General features: G+C 61.3%; 17 protein-coding genes and 1 pseudogene. 7 read left to right on the forward strand and 11 right to left on the reverse strand.

Going from position 1 to position 19317, the window contains the following annotated elements:
• Nucleotides 1–65 precede the first annotated feature (65 nt).
• From R6254_RS16405 to msrA, 5 genes and pseudogenes are all read left to right on the forward strand, one after another.
• Nucleotides 66–692, forward strand: a complete 627-nt coding sequence (locus R6254_RS16405; protein WP_318408377.1) for a cytochrome b/b6 domain-containing protein — start codon at nucleotides 66–68, stop codon at nucleotides 690–692.
• Nucleotides 689–1486 (forward strand): molybdopterin-binding protein, encoded by a 798-nt coding sequence (locus tag R6254_RS16410; protein ID WP_318408378.1) that lies wholly within the window; start codon nucleotides 689–691, stop codon nucleotides 1484–1486. The genes R6254_RS16405 and R6254_RS16410 overlap by 4 nt, the downstream gene beginning before the upstream one ends.
• An 89-nt stretch (nucleotides 1487–1575) precedes the next feature.
• The gene (locus tag R6254_RS16415) at nucleotides 1576–1845 is read left to right on the forward strand and encodes a pentapeptide MXKDX repeat protein (protein ID WP_318408380.1); all 270 of its coding nucleotides are present in this window, start codon (nucleotides 1576–1578) and stop codon (nucleotides 1843–1845) included.
• A 34-nt stretch (nucleotides 1846–1879) separates the two neighbouring features.
• Nucleotides 1880–3169, forward strand: a pseudogene (locus tag R6254_RS16420) (cytochrome c biogenesis protein DipZ); the annotation flags it as partial.
• A 65-nt stretch (nucleotides 3170–3234) separates the two neighbouring features.
• Nucleotides 3235–3927, forward strand: a complete 693-nt coding sequence (gene msrA / locus R6254_RS16425; protein WP_318408569.1) for a peptide-methionine (S)-S-oxide reductase MsrA — start codon at nucleotides 3235–3237, stop codon at nucleotides 3925–3927.
• A gap of 106 nt (nucleotides 3928–4033) precedes the next feature.
• Here the strand turns inward: msrA and R6254_RS16430 are convergent, their stop codons facing one another.
• The 4 genes from R6254_RS16430 to tal form a co-directional block, all read right to left on the reverse strand.
• Complete coding sequence (locus R6254_RS16430) at nucleotides 4034–4354, reverse strand: DUF805 domain-containing protein (protein WP_318408383.1); 321 nt, start codon at nucleotides 4352–4354, stop codon at nucleotides 4034–4036.
• 114 nt (nucleotides 4355–4468) lie between these two features.
• Entirely contained in the window at nucleotides 4469–5362 is an 894-nt protein-coding gene (locus R6254_RS16435) for a DUF3047 domain-containing protein (RefSeq protein ID WP_318408384.1), read from the reverse strand.
• A gap of 92 nt (nucleotides 5363–5454) precedes the next feature.
• Nucleotides 5455–7035: a glucose-6-phosphate isomerase gene (pgi, locus tag R6254_RS16440; RefSeq protein WP_318408386.1), complete on the reverse strand. Its 1581-nt coding sequence runs from the start codon at nucleotides 7033–7035 to the stop codon at nucleotides 5455–5457.
• The gene (tal, locus tag R6254_RS16445; protein ID WP_318408388.1) at nucleotides 7032–7979 is read right to left on the reverse strand and encodes a transaldolase; all 948 of its coding nucleotides are present in this window, start codon (nucleotides 7977–7979) and stop codon (nucleotides 7032–7034) included. The genes pgi and tal overlap by 4 nt, the downstream gene beginning before the upstream one ends.
• A gap of 117 nt (nucleotides 7980–8096) precedes the next feature.
• On the opposite strand from tal, the gene zwf reads away from it, so the two are divergent.
• Together zwf and R6254_RS16455 are read left to right on the forward strand one after the other, a co-directional pair.
• The gene (gene zwf / locus R6254_RS16450; RefSeq protein ID WP_318408390.1) at nucleotides 8097–9563 is read left to right on the forward strand and encodes a glucose-6-phosphate dehydrogenase; all 1467 of its coding nucleotides are present in this window, start codon (nucleotides 8097–8099) and stop codon (nucleotides 9561–9563) included.
• 168 nt (nucleotides 9564–9731) lie between these two features.
• Complete coding sequence (locus R6254_RS16455) at nucleotides 9732–10580, forward strand: MurR/RpiR family transcriptional regulator (RefSeq protein ID WP_318408392.1); 849 nt, start codon at nucleotides 9732–9734, stop codon at nucleotides 10578–10580.
• Nucleotides 10581–11208: 628 nt separating this feature from the next.
• On the opposite strand, the gene R6254_RS16460 is transcribed toward R6254_RS16455, so the two are convergent.
• The 7 genes from R6254_RS16460 to R6254_RS16490 all read right to left on the reverse strand — a co-directional run bounded on the left by R6254_RS16460 (nucleotide 11209) and on the right by R6254_RS16490 (nucleotide 19129).
• On the reverse strand, nucleotides 11209–12228 hold the full coding sequence (locus tag R6254_RS16460; RefSeq protein WP_318408393.1) for an ABC transporter ATP-binding protein: 1020 nt from the start codon (nucleotides 12226–12228) through the stop codon (nucleotides 11209–11211).
• Entirely contained in the window at nucleotides 12225–13202 is a 978-nt protein-coding gene (locus R6254_RS16465) for an ABC transporter ATP-binding protein (protein ID WP_318408394.1), read from the reverse strand. The genes R6254_RS16460 and R6254_RS16465 overlap by 4 nt, the downstream gene beginning before the upstream one ends.
• A 211-nt stretch (nucleotides 13203–13413) precedes the next feature.
• Nucleotides 13414–14343 (reverse strand): ABC transporter permease, encoded by a 930-nt coding sequence (locus R6254_RS16470; protein WP_318408395.1) that lies wholly within the window; start codon nucleotides 14341–14343, stop codon nucleotides 13414–13416.
• Complete coding sequence (locus R6254_RS16475; RefSeq protein ID WP_318408397.1) at nucleotides 14343–15923, reverse strand: ABC transporter substrate-binding protein; 1581 nt, start codon at nucleotides 15921–15923, stop codon at nucleotides 14343–14345. Before R6254_RS16475 ends, R6254_RS16470 begins: the two co-directional genes overlap by 1 nt.
• Before the next feature lie 33 nt (nucleotides 15924–15956).
• Nucleotides 15957–17189 (reverse strand): M20 aminoacylase family protein, encoded by a 1233-nt coding sequence (locus R6254_RS16480; RefSeq protein ID WP_318408399.1) that lies wholly within the window; start codon nucleotides 17187–17189, stop codon nucleotides 15957–15959.
• On the reverse strand, nucleotides 17189–18169 hold the full coding sequence (locus tag R6254_RS16485) for an ABC transporter permease (RefSeq protein WP_318408401.1): 981 nt from the start codon (nucleotides 18167–18169) through the stop codon (nucleotides 17189–17191). The genes R6254_RS16480 and R6254_RS16485 overlap by 1 nt, the downstream gene beginning before the upstream one ends.
• A gap of 264 nt (nucleotides 18170–18433) precedes the next feature.
• Nucleotides 18434–19129 (reverse strand): DUF3047 domain-containing protein, encoded by a 696-nt coding sequence (locus tag R6254_RS16490; RefSeq protein ID WP_318408403.1) that lies wholly within the window; start codon nucleotides 19127–19129, stop codon nucleotides 18434–18436.
• Nucleotides 19130–19317: the final 188 nt, after the last annotated feature.

Genomic DNA, 19317 nt, shown 5'->3' on the forward strand with positions numbered 1-19317 from the left:
AGTTATCACAATTAATTGAACTTTCCGTGATGAATCGGCCATGGGGTGCGCCCAACAATCCCCCCATGAAGCACAAAACCACACCCCAAGGCAGTGCGCCCATCCACCCGCGGTGGATGCGCATCACCCACTGGCTCAACGCCCTGGCCGTGCTGGTGCTGGTGACCAGCGGCTGGCGCATCTATGACGCCTCGCCACTGTTCCCGTTTCATTTTCCGGCCGCTATCACCCTGGGTGGCTGGCTGGGCGGGGCGCTGCAGTGGCATTTTGCCGCGATGTGGCTGCTCGCCATCAACGGGCTGATCTACCTGTCCTTCAACCTGGCCAGTGGCCGGTTTTTTCGAAAATTCTTTCCGCTGTCGATCTCCGGCATCGTGCGCGACATGCGGGCGGCGCTCCGCGGACAACTCTCCCACGCCGACCCACGGAGCTACAACAACGTCCAGCGTTTGGCCTACCTCTTCGTGATACTCGACATCGTGCTGCTGGTGCTGTCTGGCCTGGTGTTGTGGAAGTCGGTCCAGTTCGGCATGCTGCGCGACCTGCTGGGCGGCTACGAAGTTGCGCGTCGCATCCACTTTTTTGCCATGGCCGCCCTGGTGGCCTTCGTGGCCGTGCACCTGGTGATGGTCGCGCTGGTTCCGCGCACCCTGCTCACCATGCTGAGCGGCCGCACAGGGAAAACCGTATGAAAATCCTCCAGCGCTCGCCCCTGGCCCGTCTTGGCATCGACGGCGATGCCGCGCTCGCCGAGGCACGCCAACTTCTTGGCCGCCGCATCGAACAGCCGGCACGTCGCGCCTTCCTGCAACGTTCGCTGACGCTGGGCGGCCTGTCGCTGCTGAGTGGCTGCAACATCAGCAGCAACAGCGGCGTGGAAGCAGCGCTCACGCACATCTCGCGCTTCAACGACACGGTGCAGGGCTGGATTTTCGATCCCCAGCAACTCGCACCGACCTACCCGGAATCCATGATCACGCGGCCTTTCCCGTTCAACGCCTACTATGGTGAAGACGAAATCCGCCAGGTGGATGAAGCCAGCTACCAGCTCGAAGTCACGGGCCTGGTGGCCGACAAACACCGCTGGAACCTGGCCGAACTGCGCGCCCTGCCGCAGCAGGACCAGGTCACCCGTCACATCTGCGTCGAGGGCTGGAGCGCCATCGGCAAATGGGGTGGTGTGCATTTCGCCGACTTCCTGAAACGCGTGGGCGCCGACACCAGCGCGAAATACATCGGCTTCAAGTGCGCGGACGACTACTACACCAGCATCGACATGGCCACCGCGCTGCACCCGCAGACACTGCTGACGCTGAGCTACGACGGCCAGCCCTTGCCTCCGAAATATGGCTTCCCCATGAAGCTGCGCATGCCCACCAAGCTGGGCTACAAAAACCCGAAACATATTCAGGCGATCTTCGTCACCAACACCTACCCTGGCGGCTATTGGGAAGACCAGGGTTACAACTGGTTCGGCGGCAGTTGAGCGCCCAAAAGGCTCAACGCTGTTGAAACTTGCGGCACGTGCTCATCCCGAACCGTGCCATTTTTAACTGACTCGACAAGGACATCCAAATGAACAAACTCTCCGCAACTCTCCTGGCCACCTGCATGGCTATCGGTGCTGTCTCGGCCTTTGCCGCGGACGACATGAAAAAAGACGCCATGAGCAAGGACTCGATGTCAAAAGATTCAATGTCCAAGGATGCCATGGGCAAAGACGGCATGAAAAAAGACTCGATGGCAAAAGGCTCCATGGCCAAGGACGGCATGAAGAAGGACGCCATGGGGAAAGATGCCATGTCCAAGGACGCCATGGGCAAAGACGACGCCATGAAGAAATAAACCAGGCTATCACCACGCTCCGACGGAGATCCTCATGATTTTCTTCATCCTGTCCTATCTTGGCGGAGCGCTGACCATTCTTGCGCCCTGCATTCTGCCGGTGGTGCCTTTTGTCTTCGCACGCATCGACCAGCCCTTCGTCAAAAGCGGCCTGCCCCTGCTGGCGGGCATGGCGCTGACCTTTGCGGCCGTCGGAACATTGGGCGCCATCGCCGGCAACTGGGCCGTGGCGGCCAACGACTATGGCCGGATCGCTGCCATGGTTTTTCTAGCCGTCATGGGCATGACGCTGATCGCACCTCGTTGGGCCGACCGCCTGGCACGACCCCTGGTGGCCGTGGGCTCGCGTCTTTCCAACGCTGCGGCCAGACCTGCAGGCGGCGCAGGCCACCCAGCGTGGTCGTCTTTTTTTCTGGGCATGGCCACCGGGTTGCTGTGGGCGCCCTGTGCGGGTCCTATTCTGGGCCTGATCCTCACCGGGGCAGCCCTTGAAGGGCCCAGCGTACACACCTCCCTGCTGCTGCTCGCGTATGCGGCCGGTGCCGTGAGTTCGCTGGCCCTTGTGTTGCTTGCGGGCGGCCGGGTGTTTGCCATCCTCAAGCGCTGGCTCGGCTTGGGCGAGTGGTTCCGCAAAGGACTGGGAGTGGCGGTACTCGCCGGGGTCACAGCCGTCGCGCTCGGGCTGGATACCGGCCTACTCACACAGTTTTCGTCGGGTGGAGGCGTATCGCTGGAAAACACCCTGTTTCGGCGGCTGAACCCACCACCGGCAGAACGTGCCGCGATGCGTTCGCCCGTGCTGAATCCAGGCTCTTTCCTCAAGGTGCAATCACCGCCGAACTTGCCCCGGCTGGCCACACTGCCTATCGAAGGTAACATGCCGCCACTGACAGGCGGCGTCGAATGGCTGAACTCGCCGCCACTCAGCGCCAAGGAGCTGCGCGGAAAAGTCGTGCTGATCGACTTCTGGACCTTCGGCTGCATCAACTGCCGCAACGCGCTGCCTTATGTACGTGCCTGGCACCGCAAGTACAAGGACCAGGGACTGGTGGTGATCGGCGTGCATGCGCCCGAGTTCGCGTATGAGAAAAACATCAACAATGTGAAACGCGCCGTGGGCGATCTGGGCATCGAGTTTCCGGTGGTGATCGACAACAACTTCAGCATCTGGCGCGCCTTCAACAACAACTATTGGCCGGCGCACTACTTCGTCGATGCGCAGGGCCGCATCCGTTTCCATCACTTTGGCGAAGGCGAATACGACAAGTCGGAACAAGTCATCCAGCAACTTCTGGAAGAAGCCAGAACTACCGCAAAGCCGTTATGAACACACCATCCAGCACCCACGTTCAGCCCACTACCCCGCATCCACGCCTGAAACGGCGCGCGATGCTAAGCACCCTGGTCATCGCCTGTGTTGCCGGAGCGGTACTCTGGCAGGTCCACCCTTCGCTGGCGGCCGAAGCCGCGGTAAGCATCCCGGCGCCTGCCGACGATCTGGTGGCGACGCCTGCCGCCGCCGTCGAAACCGCGGTACTCGCCGGCGGCTGTTTCTGGGGCGTGCAAGGGGTGTTCCAGCACGTCAGGGGCGTGCGCAATGCCGTCTCGGGTTATGCCGGAGGCGAGGCGTCCTCGGCACGTTATGAGGCCGTGGGTTCAGGCCGCACCGGGCACGCGGAGGCCGTGCAGATCACCTATGACCCCCAGCAGATCAGTTATGGGCGCATCCTGCAGATTTACTTTTCGGTGGCGCACAACCCGACCGAGCTGAATCGCCAGGGGCCGGACAGTGGGCCGCAATACCGATCCACCATCTTCGCGCAGGATGTCACGCAAGCGCGTGTTGCCAAGGCCTATATCGCCCAGCTCAACAAGGCCGGCAGTTTTGGCTTGCCGATTGTCACCACCACGGAGATGCAAAAACGCTTCTTCCCGGCCGAGGCCTACCACCAGGACTACCTGGTGCAGCACCCCCACGCCCCCTACATCGTCTACAACGACTTGCCGAAAATCGACAATCTCAAGCGGCTGTTCCCCGATCGCTACCGCGCGGCACCGGTGCTGGTCGGCAAAGGGGCCTGAGGTTCGGGCAGCACCCCGGCTTCGGCAGCCAGGGTGCCAACAAAAAAAAGCCGCATCGGCGGCTTTTTACAAAAGGCTCACGGGATGACCCGTGGATGAGAACACATCAGGCCTCGTAGGCCACCGCACCTTCCCGTTCGGGTTGGACCCACCAGTACACCAGCACAAAGAAGCCAATCACCGTCAGCATGAGTAATTGCCACCAGCCGCTTTTGCCGATGTCATGCAGGCGCCGCGTACCCACGGCGAGCGCGGGCAACAGCAGCGCCAGCGACGCCAGCCCGCTGACCAGGTCGCTGATCATGGACGCGGCGATGGAAACCAGAATTTGGAACAGGAAAAACCACCAGAACTCGGAGCGCGAGGCGCGTCCGGAAAAGGTGGCGTATTTGGCGAAACAGCTCGAAATGGCTTGGCCGAAGTTCATGGTTTTTCTCCTCCTCAGGAGTGTGCAAGGGCAAATTCCCCGGCGCCATGATAAGTCAGGCCTGCAGGCGCGCGGGAGAGGCGGTACCCTCCCCGCAGCCGAAACACCGCTGTCCTATTTTTGTGATCCCGCAGCAGGCAACAACTTCAGCGGGCCGTAAAAAGCCTGGAGCTGGCCCTCGTTTCTTTCACCCTCGGTGAAAACCGCAAAACTCAGCAAGGCGCCGGGATCTTCCCCAAAAACCTTGCGGTAATCCGCCCGGATGTCCCGCTCATAACTCAGCCACTGGTTGTAGCCCTGGTCGCCCGAATCCACAACAAGCTTGCGAATGCGGTCGGTACGGTCATTCATCACGACATCACCAGGCTTGTTAACGCGCGACCAGGCATAGATCAGCGTGGCAAAGGGCAGCTCTTCGCCGGTCAGCATGAGGCTTAACTCCGACAGCAGGGAGTTCTTGATCGAAAAGCGCGACCGATCGCCGTCGAAGGCCAGAACCACGCGCACAGGCACGTCGTCCAGTTCGGCGAGTGATGCGTTGGCGTCAGCGCCGGGCGGCGGCACGTTCCACGAAAAACTGATGCGCCCCAGGTCGGCGGGCTCAATGCGCTGGCGGCGCCGCAAAATGCTGCCCGTCGCATCGGCCGTGGCGCGCACGGCATCGCGGCCTTCGTGCCGCATATAGCTGTAGCGTGTGGACTGTTTGCCCGGCACCCGAAAAATCTCCCATACCAGGTCATCCGCGTTCAGCCCACCGGTTTTCGCGGGGACACTCAGCTCGGCCCAGGTGGTACCGCTCACATCCAGCGCAGGTCCCAGCGTTCCGCCCTGCGAAACCGGCTCTTCGGTGTCTGCGTCGGCATCCTGCCCCTGATGTGTAGCGCACCCGGACACAAGACTGATGGCCAGCCACACCACGGCAAGGCCTTTAAAACAGCGTGCCGGGAACGTGGTCTGGCTTGAATTAGAAAAATGGAGACCGCGGAAGGCAGAAACGGGTTGAGGCATGGTGCGGAAAGAAGGTTGTCAGATCAATGCCAAGAGTTGACCATGAAGCACCACGGTCCCGCAACGAAATACTGCACACGGCCGCCAGGTAATCAGGCCGAATTGATTCTTCGCAACAGTCCCGACGTCGATCCGTCCAATCCCGTGGCATCACCCGTCGCCAGCCTGGCTTCTATATCCCGAGCCAGCACCTTGCCCAGCTCGACCCCCCACTGGTCGAAACTGTTAATGCCCCAGATCGCGCCGCTGGTGAACACGCGGTGCTCCTGCAGCGCGATCAACGCACCCAGGCTGGCGGGCGTTAATTCATCGAGCAAGAGAAAAGTGCTGGGCCGGTTGCCGGGGAAATGTTTGTGACCGCCCACATCGTCTTGACCCTGCATCAAGGCTTGGGCCTGGGCCAGCACATTGGCCAGCAGTTTGTCGTGGTGGCCGGGCAGGCCATGGCGGGCCTGGGCCACGGCCACAAATTCGACCGGCACCACATCGGTCCCCTGGTGCAACATCTGGAAGTAGGCATGTTGGCCGTTGGTTCCGGGTTCGCCCCAGAGCACGGGCGCGGTGGCAAAAGGCAAGGTCTGGCCATGCCTGTCCACACGTTTGCCGTTGCTCTCCATTTCCAGCTGCTGCAAATAGGCCGGCAGGCGGCGCAAGGCGCTGCTGTAGGGCGCGATGCTGCGGCTGGTGAAGCCATAAAAATTGCGGTACCAGACATCCAGCAGGCCCAGACGCACCGGCAGGTTCTGCGCCAGCGGCGCGGTCTGGAAATGTTCGTCCATCGCATGGGCGCCGGCCAGAAAATCCTTGAAGCCCTGCGCGCCTATGGCGATCGCCAGCGGCAGGCCGATAGCCGACCACAGCGAATAACGCCCGCCCACCCAGTCCCAGAAACCGAAGCTAGTGTGGATGCCGAAAGCCTGGGCCGCTGCCACGTTGGTCGTCAGCGCGGCGAAATGCCGCGTGATGTCCTGGCCGCCCTGCGCTTCAAACCAGTGTTTCGCCGACACGGCGTTGGTCATGGTTTCAGGCGTGGTGAAAGTTTTGGACGCCACCAGGAACAAGGTGTTCTGCGGTTTCAGCTGATCCAGCACACCGGCCAGTTCCTCGCCATCGACGTTGGAGACAAAGTGAAAACGTTTGCCCGGCAACCTGAAGGCCTCCAGCGCCAGCACCGCCATTTGCGGGCCGAGGTCGGAGCCGCCTATGCCGATGTTGACGATGTCAGTGATGGCATCGTCCCCGCGCACCTGCTCCGCGTAAGCCAGCATGGCGTCCCGGGTCTCCTGCGCCTGGGCCCACTCTTTCGCTATGTTTTCAGTAGCTGCTTGCGCCCACCCTTCCTGGGCTGGAGCCGTATTTCTTAACAAAAAATGCATGGCTGCGCGGTTTTCGGTGCAATTGACCTTCTCACCGGCAAACAAGGCGTCGCGGTACTGCTCGACGCCACACTGGCGCGCCAGGTCCAGCAGCAAGGCCTGGCTGGACGTATCGATCAGGTTTTTGGACAGGTCGGCAAACACATAAGGCGCGTCCTGGCTGAATTCTGCGAAGCGTTGGGGGTTGGCGGTAAAAGCAGCGCGCAAGTCGAACTTTTTTCCGGACGCGTCAAAACGCGCCTGCAGCGAGGCCCAGGCCGGGGTCTGGTCGCAACGTGTGGTGGTGAGCATGCTCATGCGGCAAGCATCAACTGTTCAAGCTTGAGCGCATCGGCGGCAAACGCACGTATGCCTTCGGCCAGTTTCTCGGTGGCCATGGCATCTTCGTTGAGGGCATAGCGGAAAGTCACTTCGTCAAAATTAACTGCGGGCAGGTCGAGCGCCTGGGCGGCTTTGGCGTCCAGGGCACGTTGCAACGGGGCCTCGCTGGCGGCCAACTGGGCCAGCAAGTCGGGGCTGATAGTCAGCAGGTCGCAACCGGCCAGCGCGGTGATTTGCCCGACGTTGCGAAAACTCGCGCCCATGACTTCGGTGCTGATACCGAAATGTTTGTAGTGGTTGTAAATCTCGCGCACCGATCTCACACCGGGATCGTTGGCGCCTGCCTTCTCGGCTTCGTTCCAGGTCGCGCCCGCGGACTTTTTGTACCAGTCGTAAATACGCCCGACAAACGGGGAAATCAGTTGCACCTTGGCCTGGCCGCAGGCCACCGCCTGGCAGAAGGAAAACAGCAGGGTCAGGTTGGTATGGATGCCGCGGTCTTCGAGCCGGCGCGCGGCTTCAATACCTTCCCAGGTGGCCGCCACCTTGATCAGCACGCGGTCGATGTGAATGCCCTCGGCCTCGTACAACTCGATGATGCGTTCGCCGCGCGTGAAGGTGGCGTTGCTGTCAAAACTCAGGCGCGCATCAATTTCGGTCGACACGCGGCCGGGAATCAGCGACAAAATCTCGCAGCCAAAACGCACCAGCAGGCGGTCCATGGTTTCGTCCAGCGCCCGGCCGCGGAACTTCGCCATGGTGTCGGCCAGCAGCGGCTGGTAATCGGGCTTTTGCACCGCCTTGAGGATCAGCGACGGATTGGTGGTGGCGTCCTGTGGCTTGAAGGCATCGAGCTGCTTGAAGTCGCCGGTGTCGGCGACCACGGTGGTGAACTGTTTGAGGGCTTCGAGTTGGTTCATGGTCAAAGTGTAGATGGGCAACTGCAGAAACCACGTCAGGAAACTGCCCGATTGAGTTACGATTATGAGCACATCATATGAAACTTTATTACATTACGCACTGGAAGGTTGGCAACAATGAGCTTTGATCTGGTCCTGTTTGGCGGTACGGGCGACCTCACCTGGCGCAAATTGATGCCCGCGCTGTTTCAGGCTTTCCGGCATGGCTCGCTGGCCCAGGACGGGCGTATTCTGGGTGTGGGCCGCGACGCCCTGACCGATGCGCAATACCGCGCGCTGATCCAGTCGCGTTTTGACAGCGTGGAGCTGGCCAAACGCCCCAGCGCCGACGAGTTCGAGCGGTTTGCCGCCCTGCTGCACTATGTGCGCATGGATTTGTCCCAGCCCGCCGACTACCAATTGCTGGCCGACACCTTGCAATCGCGTCAGGCCGACACCGTGGTGATGTACCTGGCCACCGCGCCGGCGTTGTTCACGGGGATTTGTGAAAACATGGCGGCCGTCGGGCTGAACGGGCCGCAAACCCGCGTGGTGCTGGAAAAACCGCTGGGTCACGACCTGGCCTCCAACCGCGCGATCAACGAAGCCGTGTTGCGGGTGCTGCCGGAAAAACAAATCTTCCGCATCGACCACTATCTGGGCAAGCCCTCGGTCCAAAACCTGTTTGCCATGCGTTTTGGCAACTCGTTGTTCGAGCCGCTGTGGCGCCGCGAAACGATTGCCAACATCCAGATCACGATTGCCGAAGAACTGGGCGTGGAAAAACGCGGCGCCTTTTACGACAGCACCGGCGCCCTGCGCGACATGGTGCAAAACCACGCGCTGCAACTGCTTTGCGCCATCGGCATGGAGCCGCCCATCAACGCCCATGCCGACGCCATCCGCGATGAAAAGCTGAAGGTTTTGCGTTCGCTCAAACCCTGGACACCGGAAACGCTGAAACAACATGTGGTACGCGGCCAATATGCCGCCGGTAGCATCAACGGTGCGGCCGTGCCCGGTTACCGGCAGGAACGCGGCGTCAACCCGGACAGCCGGACCGAAACCTTTGTGGCGCTGCGCACCGAGATTGCCAACTGGCGCTGGGCCGGCGTGCCGTTTTACATACGCACCGGCAAACGTCTGGCCGATCGCGACGCGCATATTGAAGTGAACTTCCGGCCCACGCCGCATGCGATTTTCAAATCACCGCAAGGTGCGGGCAACCGGCTGGTGATCAATCTGCAGCCCAAAGACGGGCTGGAGTTACACCTGCTGGCGCAAGGCCAGGACAACCGCCTGGGCGCACGTGTTGCGAGCCAGACCCTGGCGCCGGTGCAACTGGACCTGGACTTTGACAAACGGTTTGGCACCGAACGCGTGGGCGCTTATGAACGCCTGCTGCTCGACGTGATCAACGGCCGGCTCAACCTGTTTGTGCGCAGCGACGAACAGGAAGAAGCCTGGCGCTGGGTCGAACCGATTCTGGACGCCTGGCAACAAGACACCGCCGGCCCGCGCCCCTACGCCGCCGGCACCTGGGGGCCCAGTGCCTCCAGCGCCATGATTGCCAAAGACGGCTACTGCTGGAGCGAGGAATGTTAAGAATGTGGCCCCCACGGTCGTTCGCTTCGCGTAACTCCCTACCCCCCGAGGGGGCTGCTGCGCCTGCGGCCCGGCTAAGCCGGTTCCGCGGCCTTGGCTGGTTTCTTGAGCGGCTCGCTTCGCATCGCGCAGCGCGTGCGGCCTGGAGCGACAACGCGAGGGCCTCCAGTGCTTGACCGCATCAAAGCCTCGTTGCCGTCACTCGCGCCAGCTGAACAACGCGTCGCGCACCTGGTGCTGAGCGATCCACGCGCGTTTGCCAACCTGCCTGTGACGGAGCTGGCGTCGCGTGCGCATGTGAGCAAACCGACGGTGATTCGTTTTTGCCGCAGCGTCGGTTACGACGGCCTGTCCGACTTCAAGCTCAAGCTGGCCGGCAGTGTCAGCGAAGGGGTGCCTTTTATCCACCGCAGTGTTGATGTCGACGACAAAACCAGCGATGTGCTGGTCAAAGTCATCGACAACACGGTGGCGGCTTTCCTGAAGTACCGCAACGACGCCAGCTCGGTGGCGATTGAAAAAGCCGCACATGTGCTGGCCGCCACTTACCAGACCGGTCAGCGTATCGAGTTTTTCGGCGTCGGCAATTCCGGCATCGTTGCGCAGGACGCGCAGCACAAGTTTTTCCGCCTGGGCGTGCACTCGATTGCCTACAGCGACGGCCACCTGCAGGTCATGAGCGCCTCGCTGCTGCGGCCGGGCGACTGTGTGGTGATCATCTCCAACTCGGGCCGCACGCGCGACCTGATGGATGCCGAAGGCATCGCCCGCAAAAACGGCGCGACCACCATCGTGATCACCGCCAGCGGCTCGCCGCTGGCCGCTGCCGGTCACATCCACCTGGCCGCCGACCACCCCGAAGGTTATGACCGCTACAGCCCCATGGTGTCGCGCCTGCTGCACCTGATGATCATCGACATCCTGGCGACCTGTGTGGCCTTGCGTATTGGCGGTGACAGGCTGCAACCTATGCTCAAAGAGATGAAGAACAATTTGCGTAGCAAGCGTTACGCGTGAGGCTTTGTTGTTGGCGCGCTGGGCGCCTGCGGGGACTCCCGCCCGCAACCACCGTTTTGGCTGAACCTGTCGAAGCCGAAGTAAGCTTGTGATTCAGTGGGTCTTCCAACAAGCCGGGTCTCGGCCCGGCGGCCGACTCACTTTCGCTTGCGTCGCCAAGAGAAAGTGAGCAAAGAGAAGGCGCCCCCACTGCCCGCGTCCCTACGCTGCGCTACGGGCAGCCTGCGGTGCTCGGTCCAGCCGGGGTCGAGCTCGAACTCGCTACGCTCAGACAATCGCTCGCCCTGATCCGGCTGACCCTGCGCTCCTAGTCGCAGACAGAAGGGGTTGGGGAAGATACGGGAGCGGAAGTCCACGCGGAGAGACAAAGAGACCATCATTCATGCACGCGCTTGCAACACACGCGGCCAAATGAAGTCCCCCTCCATCGCCCAGCGGGGCGAGGGAGGGGTTAGGGGTGGGAGTGGGGCGTCAGGCCTACTGCCGTAGGCATGCCGCCATCGCAGCGTGATGCCAACAAGTATCGAACTCAAGAATCGCCAGCTGAGCCTGAAAACCAAATTTCTTAAGCAAAATAGGCCTCTAGCCCTTATTTATCGGGCGCAAGCAGCTATAAAAACAAAAGCGGCTAGAGACGCCCCTCTTCCACCGCGTGGCAAGCGATCTTCACGCCCTGGATGCTCAGCAACTGCGGCCGCTCGTTGCGGCAGCGCTCGTTGACATGTGGGCAACGCGGGTGAAAGGTGCAACCGGTCGGCGGGTTCAGGGGGTTGGGTACCTCGCCTTGCACCGGTGTGCGGGCCTTGCCCGTGTCGTGCATTTTCGGAATCGCGTCCAGTAGCATGCGGGTGTAAGGATGGCGCGGGCTGGCGAACAGGGTTTGTTTGTCGGCCAGTTCCACCAGCCGCCCCAAGTACATCACGCCGACCTGGTCGCTGACATGGCGCACCACGGCCAGGTTGTGCGAGATGAACAAATAGGTCAGGCCGCGCTCGCGCTGCAGGTCTTTCATGATGTTGAGTACCTGGGCCTGCACGCTCACGTCCAGCGCCGAGGTCGGTTCGTCACACACCAGAAACTCAGGCTCGGTGGCCAGTGCGCGTGCAATCGAGATGCGCTGGCGCTGCCCGCCTGAAAACTGGTGCGGGTACTTCAGCATGTCCAGCGGAGACAGGCCCACCGACTTGAGCAGTTCGCCCACGCGGGTTTTGAGCTCTTCCGCGTCGGTGATCAGGCCATGTTCCTTCAGCGGCTCACCGACGATGTCCTCGACGATCCAGCGCGGGTTCAGGCTAGCGTACGGGTCCTGGAAAATCATCTGGATGCGACGTCGCAGCTGCCGGCCTTCCGGCGTCTTGAACGCGGCATGCGCGTCCTGGCCGTCGAAGGTCATCCCGCCGTGGGTGGGCTCGTACAAACCCACCAGCAATTTGGCGACCGTGCTTTTGCCGCAACCGGACTCGCCGACCAGCGCCAGCGTCTTGCCTTTTTCAATCTCGAAACTGACGCCGTCCACGGCCTTGAGCATGAGTTTGGGCTTGCGCTCGATCACGCGGTTCAGCCAGGGTGGCGACACATCAAAGGTTTTGGCCAGATCGACAGCTTGAACAAGCGGAGCTCCCGCGCTGCTTGTTTCGCGGGCGCTCATGCGGGCACCCCCACAGGCACGTCATGCAACCAGCAGGCGGCGCGCGTCGCGCCGGCGGCCAACAGATCTGGCCGCTCCTGCTTGCAGCGGTCAAACACCTTGGGGCAGCGCGGGTTGTAGGCACAACCGGTCGGGATAGCGTTCAGGCGGGGCATGGCACCGTCAATCTGGTTGAGCCGTTCACGGTCCAGCGTGATGTCGGGGATCGCCGCCATCAGGCCTTCGGTGTAGGGATGGGACGGGTGGTTGATCACTTCATGCACCGGGCCAATCTCGGCAATACGCCCGGCATACATCACCGCGACGCGGTCGCAGGTTTCGGCAATCACACCCATGTCGTGGGTGATCAGCATCACGGCGGCGCCGTGTTTTTTGCAGATGCTTTTGAGCAGGGTGATGATCTGCGCCTGGATGGACACATCCAGCGCCGTGGTCGGTTCGTCGGCGACGATCAGCTTGGGCTCGGCGGCCAGCGCCAGGGCGATCACCACACGCTGGCGCATGCCGCCCGAGAACTGGTGCGGGTAATGCTCGATCCGTTGTTCGGCCGCCGGAATGCCGGTGTCCTGCAACAGCGAAATAGCACGCTGGCGGGCTTCCGCCGCGCTGACCGGCAAATGGGTTTGTATCGTTTCTATCAGTTGCCGGCCCACCGTGTACAGCGGATTGAGCGAGGTCAGCGGGTCCTGGAAAATCGCGCCTATCTTGCGCCCGCGGATGTGGCGCATCTGCTCGTAAGGCAGGTTGTCGATGCGCTGGCCTTCGAGCAATATCTGGCCGCTGCCTATACGCCCTGGCGGCTCCAGCAGGCCAATGATGGCCGCGCCGGTCAGCGACTTGCCGGCCCCGGATTCACCGACCACGCCCAGGATTTCACCCGGCGCGATCTCGAAGGAAATGTCGTCCAGCGCACGCAGCGTGCCGTGCCGGCCCGGAAACTCGACCACCAGGTTTTTGACTTGCAAAAGACTCATTGGAATATCTCAATCACCGAGGCGAAAGCGTGGGGCCAAGTTTTTCCGCCGGGCCGCCCCAAGGAAAAATGCACCCCTTCAGAGGGCAGCGTAGTACGCGAAGCGACAAGCGTGGGGGCCAACGGCCGCAGCGCCGGGCCGCCCCAAGCAAGGCCAGCCCCCTCGGGGGGCAGCGAAGTACACGCAGTGACGAGCGTGGGGGCCATATTTTTTAGCGCAAACGGGGATTCAGCGCATCGCGCAACCAGTCGCCCAGCAGGTTGACCGACAGCGCGATCAGCACCAGGACCAGGCCGGGAAACACGGTGATCCACCAGTTGCCAGAAAAAAGAAACTTGTTGCCCACCTGGATCAGGGTGCCCAGTGAAGGCGAAGTCGGCGGCACACCGACACCCAGAAAAGACAAGGTTGCCTCGGTGATGATGGCCGTGGCCACCTGGATGGTGGCCAGCACCATGACCGGCCCCATCACATTGGGCAACACATGGCGGCGCATGATACGCATGGGCGTCACGCCGGTGACGCGAGCGGCCTGCACGTATTCCTTGTTGCGCTCGACCAGGGTCACACCCCGCACCGTGCGCGCATATTGCACCCAGCCGGACTGGCCCATGGAAATCGACAACACCAGCACACCCAGCGCGACCCAATGGCCGGCATCCGGAAACACCGCCTTGCCCACACCGGCAATCAGCAAGGCCACCAGAATGGGCGGGAACGAGGACATGACGTCGCAGACACGCATCAGGGTGGCGTCTATCCAGCCGCCGCGAAAACCGGCCAGCAGGCCCAGCGACACACCCGCCGCAACCGACAGGGCCACCGAGGCAAACCCCACCAGCAGCGAAATGCGCGCACCATACATCAGGGCCGACAGGATGTCGCGGCCCTGGTCGTCGGTGCCCAGCCAATATTTGGGGTTGCCGCCTTCCATCCAGGACGGCGGCAAAAAGGCATCCGACAGCTCCAGCGTGGCCAGGTCCATCGGATTGTGCGGCGCCACCCAACCGGCAAACACCGCACAGAAGATACAGACAAAAGCGATCACGGCCGCCACCACCGCCATCGGGGAGGTGCGAAAGCTGTAGCCGATGTCGCTTTGCCAGGCCCGATGGGCCCAGTTTCCAGTCAGGCTTGTCATCACTTGACGGTCACGTATCTCCACATCATGCCGTTATCCGGCCACTGGACCAGGTCAACGTTTTTCTTCGCGCCCCAGTTCAGGGTTTGCGCATGCAGCGGCAGGTGGCCGACGTCGTCCTGGTGGATCTTGATGGCCTCGTGGATCATGTCGTTGCGCTTTTTGATGTCGGTTTCCGAGGCAATCTTGTCGGTCAGCTCATCGAACTTGGGATTGCTGTAAGCACCCAGGTTGAACTGGCCGCGGCCACCCTCACCCGGCGTGGACATGATGGCGTAGAGCACGTTGTGCGCATCCACGGTGCTGGAGGTCCAGCCCAGCATGTAGAAGCTGGTGTCGCGGCGCAAAATTTTGGGGAAATACGTGCCCTTGGTTTCGACCTCGAGTTTGATCTTCACACCGACACGGGCCATGTTGGCAGCCACCGCCTGGCAGATGGCGCCGTCATTGACGTAACGGTCGTTCGGGCAGTTCATGGTGACTTCAAAACCGTTCGGGTAACCGGCTTCGGCCAGCAACTTTTTGGACGCCTCCGGGTCGTATGGCAGGCGTTTTTCCAGGTCAGGCGCATGGCCGTTGACCTGCGCCGGGAACATCTGGGCGATCGGCATGGACGCACCCCGCATCACCGTGCGTTTGATACCTTCGATATCTATGGCCTGGTAAAAGGCCTGACGCACACGTTTGTCCTTGAAGGGGTTTTTGCCCTTGACGTTGGAGAACAGCAATTCGTCGCGCTTCTGGTCCATGCCCAGGAAAATCACACGCAACTCGGGGCCTTGCAAGACCTTGAGGTTGGAAGCCGCCTTGATGCGCCCCACGTCCTGCACAGGAATCGGCTCCATCGCGTCGATCTCGCCGGAGATCAGCGCGGCGACGCGGGTGGCGTCGTTGCCGATGACGTTGAAGATGACTTCATCGACGTTGCCTTCAACCTTGCCCCAGTAGTTGCCGTTGCGCACATAGGTGGTGCGCACATTCGGCTGACGCTCGCGCAGGCGATAAGGGCCGGTGCCGTTGGCACGGAACGAGGCCGCGTTTTCAATCCCCTTACGGCGGTCCACCGGCTTGGTCGCCTGGTTGGTTTCGCACCACTTCTTGCTCATGATGTTGAAGTGCGTGAACAGCTCCGGCAGGATGGGGAAAGGTGCGATGGTGACGATGTCGATGGAATGATCGTTGAGTTTTTTGATCTCCTTGATCTGGCCGACATACGTTTTCATATCGGAACCGTCGCTCTTGGCGCGCTCGTAGCTGAAGATCACGTCATCGGCGGTGAACGGCGTGCCGTCGTGAAATTGCACACCCTTGCGCAGTTCAAAGCGCCAGACCGTGGGCGAGGTCTGTTTCCAGCTGGTCGCGAGCGCGGGGGTGAGTTTGTAATCGCGGCCACGTGCAACCAGCGGTTCATAGACGTTTTCGTTGACGCTGATCTGCAGCGACTCGTTGAGCGAGTGCGGGTCCATCGACAAGGCGTCGCCCTGGTTGCCAATCCTCAGCGTGACCGCCGACGCTACCAAACTTGTAGCTGTCAGCGCAGTACCCATCAGGGCTAGGGCTGCTTTTTTCTTGAAGTTCATGAGGTTCTCCGGTTGAAATGGACGGGTCTGGCGCTAAGTGGGCAAAGGCATGGACTGCTCCACCAGGCCCGCATGCAAAGCAGCGCCCAGCGGCAAGATGTCGTCGTTGAAGTCGTAACGGGTGTTATGCAGAAAGCAACTGCCGACGCCGTTTTCGGCACCCTGGCCGATACGCATATAGGCACCGGGCTTGACCTGCAGCATGAAGGAAAAATCTTCCGCCCCCATGCTGGGTGCCATGTCCCGCACCACATGGTCGGCGCCCACGAGGGCCTCGGCCACGTTAGTGGCGAAGCGGGTTTCGTCGTACGAGTTGATGGTCGCGGGGTAAATACGTTCGTAGTGAATGCTGGCCGTGGCGCCAAAACCCAGCGCCACGGCGCTGCACAATTCGCTCAGGCGGCGCTCGACCATGTTCTGCACATCCGGGCTGAAGGTGCGCACGGTGCCGACCAGCGTGGCCTTGCCGGGCACCACACTCATGGCACCCAGATCACCGGCCTGCATGGCGCAAATGCTGATCACGGCGCTGTCGATCGGGTTGGCGTTGCGCGACACAATGCTTTGCACGGCGGTGATGATGTGTGCCGCCACCAGCACCGGGTCCACCGTCATGTAGGCGTGGGCGCCATGCCCGCCGCGGCCGGTGATGTCGATGGTGATACGGTCCGCCGCCGCCATCATGGGCCCCGGCCGGATGCCCACGGTGCCTGGCCGCATCGACGGCCAGTTGTGCATGCCGTACACCGCTTGCACGGGGAAACGGTCAAACAGGCCGTCTTCGATCATGATGCGGGCGCCGGCAAACCCTTCTTCGCCCGGCTGAAAAATCAACACGGCGGTGCCGTCGAAGTTGCGCGTGGCGGTCAAGTAACGTGCGGCACCGACCAGCATGGCGGTGTGCCCATCGTGGCCACAGCCGTGCATCAGGCCGGTTTTGGACGACTTCCAGGCAAACTCGTTGTGCTCCGTCATCGGCAGCGCGTCCATGTCGGCGCGCAGACCTATCATCTTTCCGCTGTTGCTGCGTTGCCCCTTGATGACGGCCACCAGGCCGGTCTTGCCGATTCCCGTATGTATTTCGTCCACGCCGCAGCGCTGCAAGGCTTCTTTGACCCGCGCGCCGGTATACAGCTCTTCAAAACCGAGTTCAGGGTGCGCATGCAGGTCGCGCCGAAACGCCGTCAGTTCCGGGTGGAACTCACTGATCTGGGCAAAGGCGCGGCCGTTGGCTTTCAGGGTGGGTGTGGGACGGGACACCTGCATCAATGGCCTCCCGCGCTGCTCACGCGCAAGCGCGGATCGACGGCGAAATACAACATATCGACCACCAGGTTGATCACCACGAAGATCAATGCAATCAGGCACAAATACGCGGCCATCACGGGAATGTCGGCAAAGGTCACCGCCTGGATAAACAGCAAACCCATGCCTGGCCACTGAAACACGGTTTCGGTGATGATGGCAAACGCAATCAGCCCGCCCAGTTGCAGCCCGGTGATGGTCATCACCGGCACCAGGGTGTTTTTCAGCGCATGGCCAAAATGGATGGCGCGGTTGCTCAGACCGCGCGCACGCGCAAACTTGATGTAGTCGGTGCGCAGCACTTCGAGCATTTCCGCCCGGACCAGCCGCATGATCAAGGTCAACTGAAAAATCGCCAGCGTGATCGCCGGCAACACGATGTGGTGCCAGCCATCAACGGTCAGCAGGCCGCTGCTCCACCAGCCCACTTGCACCACGTCGCCACGCCCAAAACTGGGGAACCAGCCCAGGCCCACCGAGAAAAACAGGATCAGCAAAATGCCGATCAGAAAGGTCGGCAGCGACACCCCCAGCAGCGAGATGGTCATCAGCACCTGGCTCATGAAGCTGCCGCGGCGCAAAGCCGCGTACACACCCATGGGGATGCCCACCACCAGGGCCAGCACGGCCGCGACCAGCGCGAGTTCCATGGTGGCGGGAAGGCGTTCGGCAATCAGGCGGGAGACCTTGGCCCCCTGGCGCAGGCTCAGGCCAAACTCACCCTGCACGGCATTGGACAGAAAGTGGGCGAACTGCACGAAAAAGGGCTTGTCCAGCCCCAGATCGGCGCGCAGCTGATTGATTTGATCAGGCCTGGCATCCTGCCCCAGAAGAAACACCACCGGATCACCTACATACTGGAACAGCATGAAAGCCAGAAAGGCGACGGTGACCATCACGATGACGGACTGAAACAGACGACGGAGTATGAATGCGAGCATCGGGTGAAGGTTGGATCGAGAGCCGATGCTAGCAGAGCAAGCGCCGTGCCGACACCGGGATTTCCTTAGGCTTCAACGAATCAAAATAGGGAAAGTCCCAGCGTTTTTTCAGGCTGGCGCCTATTAAAAATCAGGCGTGATCAAACACCCATGAAGGCCATTGGCGAAACGTTATGCATCCTATGAACGCGCCACCGCCAGATCGATCAAAACCCGGCTCCGCGATGCCGCCTCCGGCCTTGGCGGGAGGGATCAGGAAAGTGTTTAATTCGCGCGCGCAGCGGTCCCAAGCGTGACAGGCCCATACCAGGCCTGGGTCGTCGAACGCGTGTTGTCGCTGTCCGTCATGATGCCTATGCCCACCAGCGCACCCGGCGCTTCGCCGAATGCTTTTTCATAATCTGCACGTATATTGCGTTCGTAATCCACCCACTGGCGCAATCGGCCTTCGCCGGACTCGACCACCAGCTTGCGTATCCTGTCGGTGCGTGGGTTGACAATCACACTGCCCGGCGGACGCGTGTTGCACCACACATACATCAAGGTGGCGTAAGGCATTTCCTCGCCGGTCAGGGCGCGCGCCAGTTCGGACAACATGGCATTTTTGCCGGAGAACTTGCTGCGATCACCTTCGAAGGCCAGAACAATACGAACCGGGGAATCGTCCGCCTCGCGCAAAGCCATGTCAGCCTGCGCGATCAGGTCAGGCACTTTCCACGAAAAGCGGAGGCGGTCCAGCTCGGCAGGCTCAATACGCACCACCTGGCGCACCATGCTGGCCGAAGATTGGGCATGAACCGCCATCGCATCGCGACCGTCTTTGCGCACATAGCTGAACTCGCTGGGCTGCTTGCCCGGCAGCTTGTAGTGTTGCCACGCCGGCGCGTCACGGGTGCCGGCAGAAGCTAGCGTCCACGGCGTTGAGGCCAGACGCCCATCAACCACTGAGCCAGCAGGCAATGACGAACATGCCGCTAGTTGCAGCAAAACCCAAAGCCCAAAAATCTGCCCTGCAATACGAAGCATAGCTTTACGGTCCATTCCGATTTGATAATGCTCAAAGTGTAAGAGCGGTGACTATCGCAACTGCTACACATTGGATAAAAATGCCACCAAGCCGTAAGTGTGGCGTAGCATGCCTGGTGGCT

The sequence above is a fragment of the Polaromonas potterensis genome, from assembly GCF_033446725.1.
Taxonomy (GTDB): domain Bacteria; phylum Pseudomonadota; class Gammaproteobacteria; order Burkholderiales; family Burkholderiaceae_C; genus Polaromonas.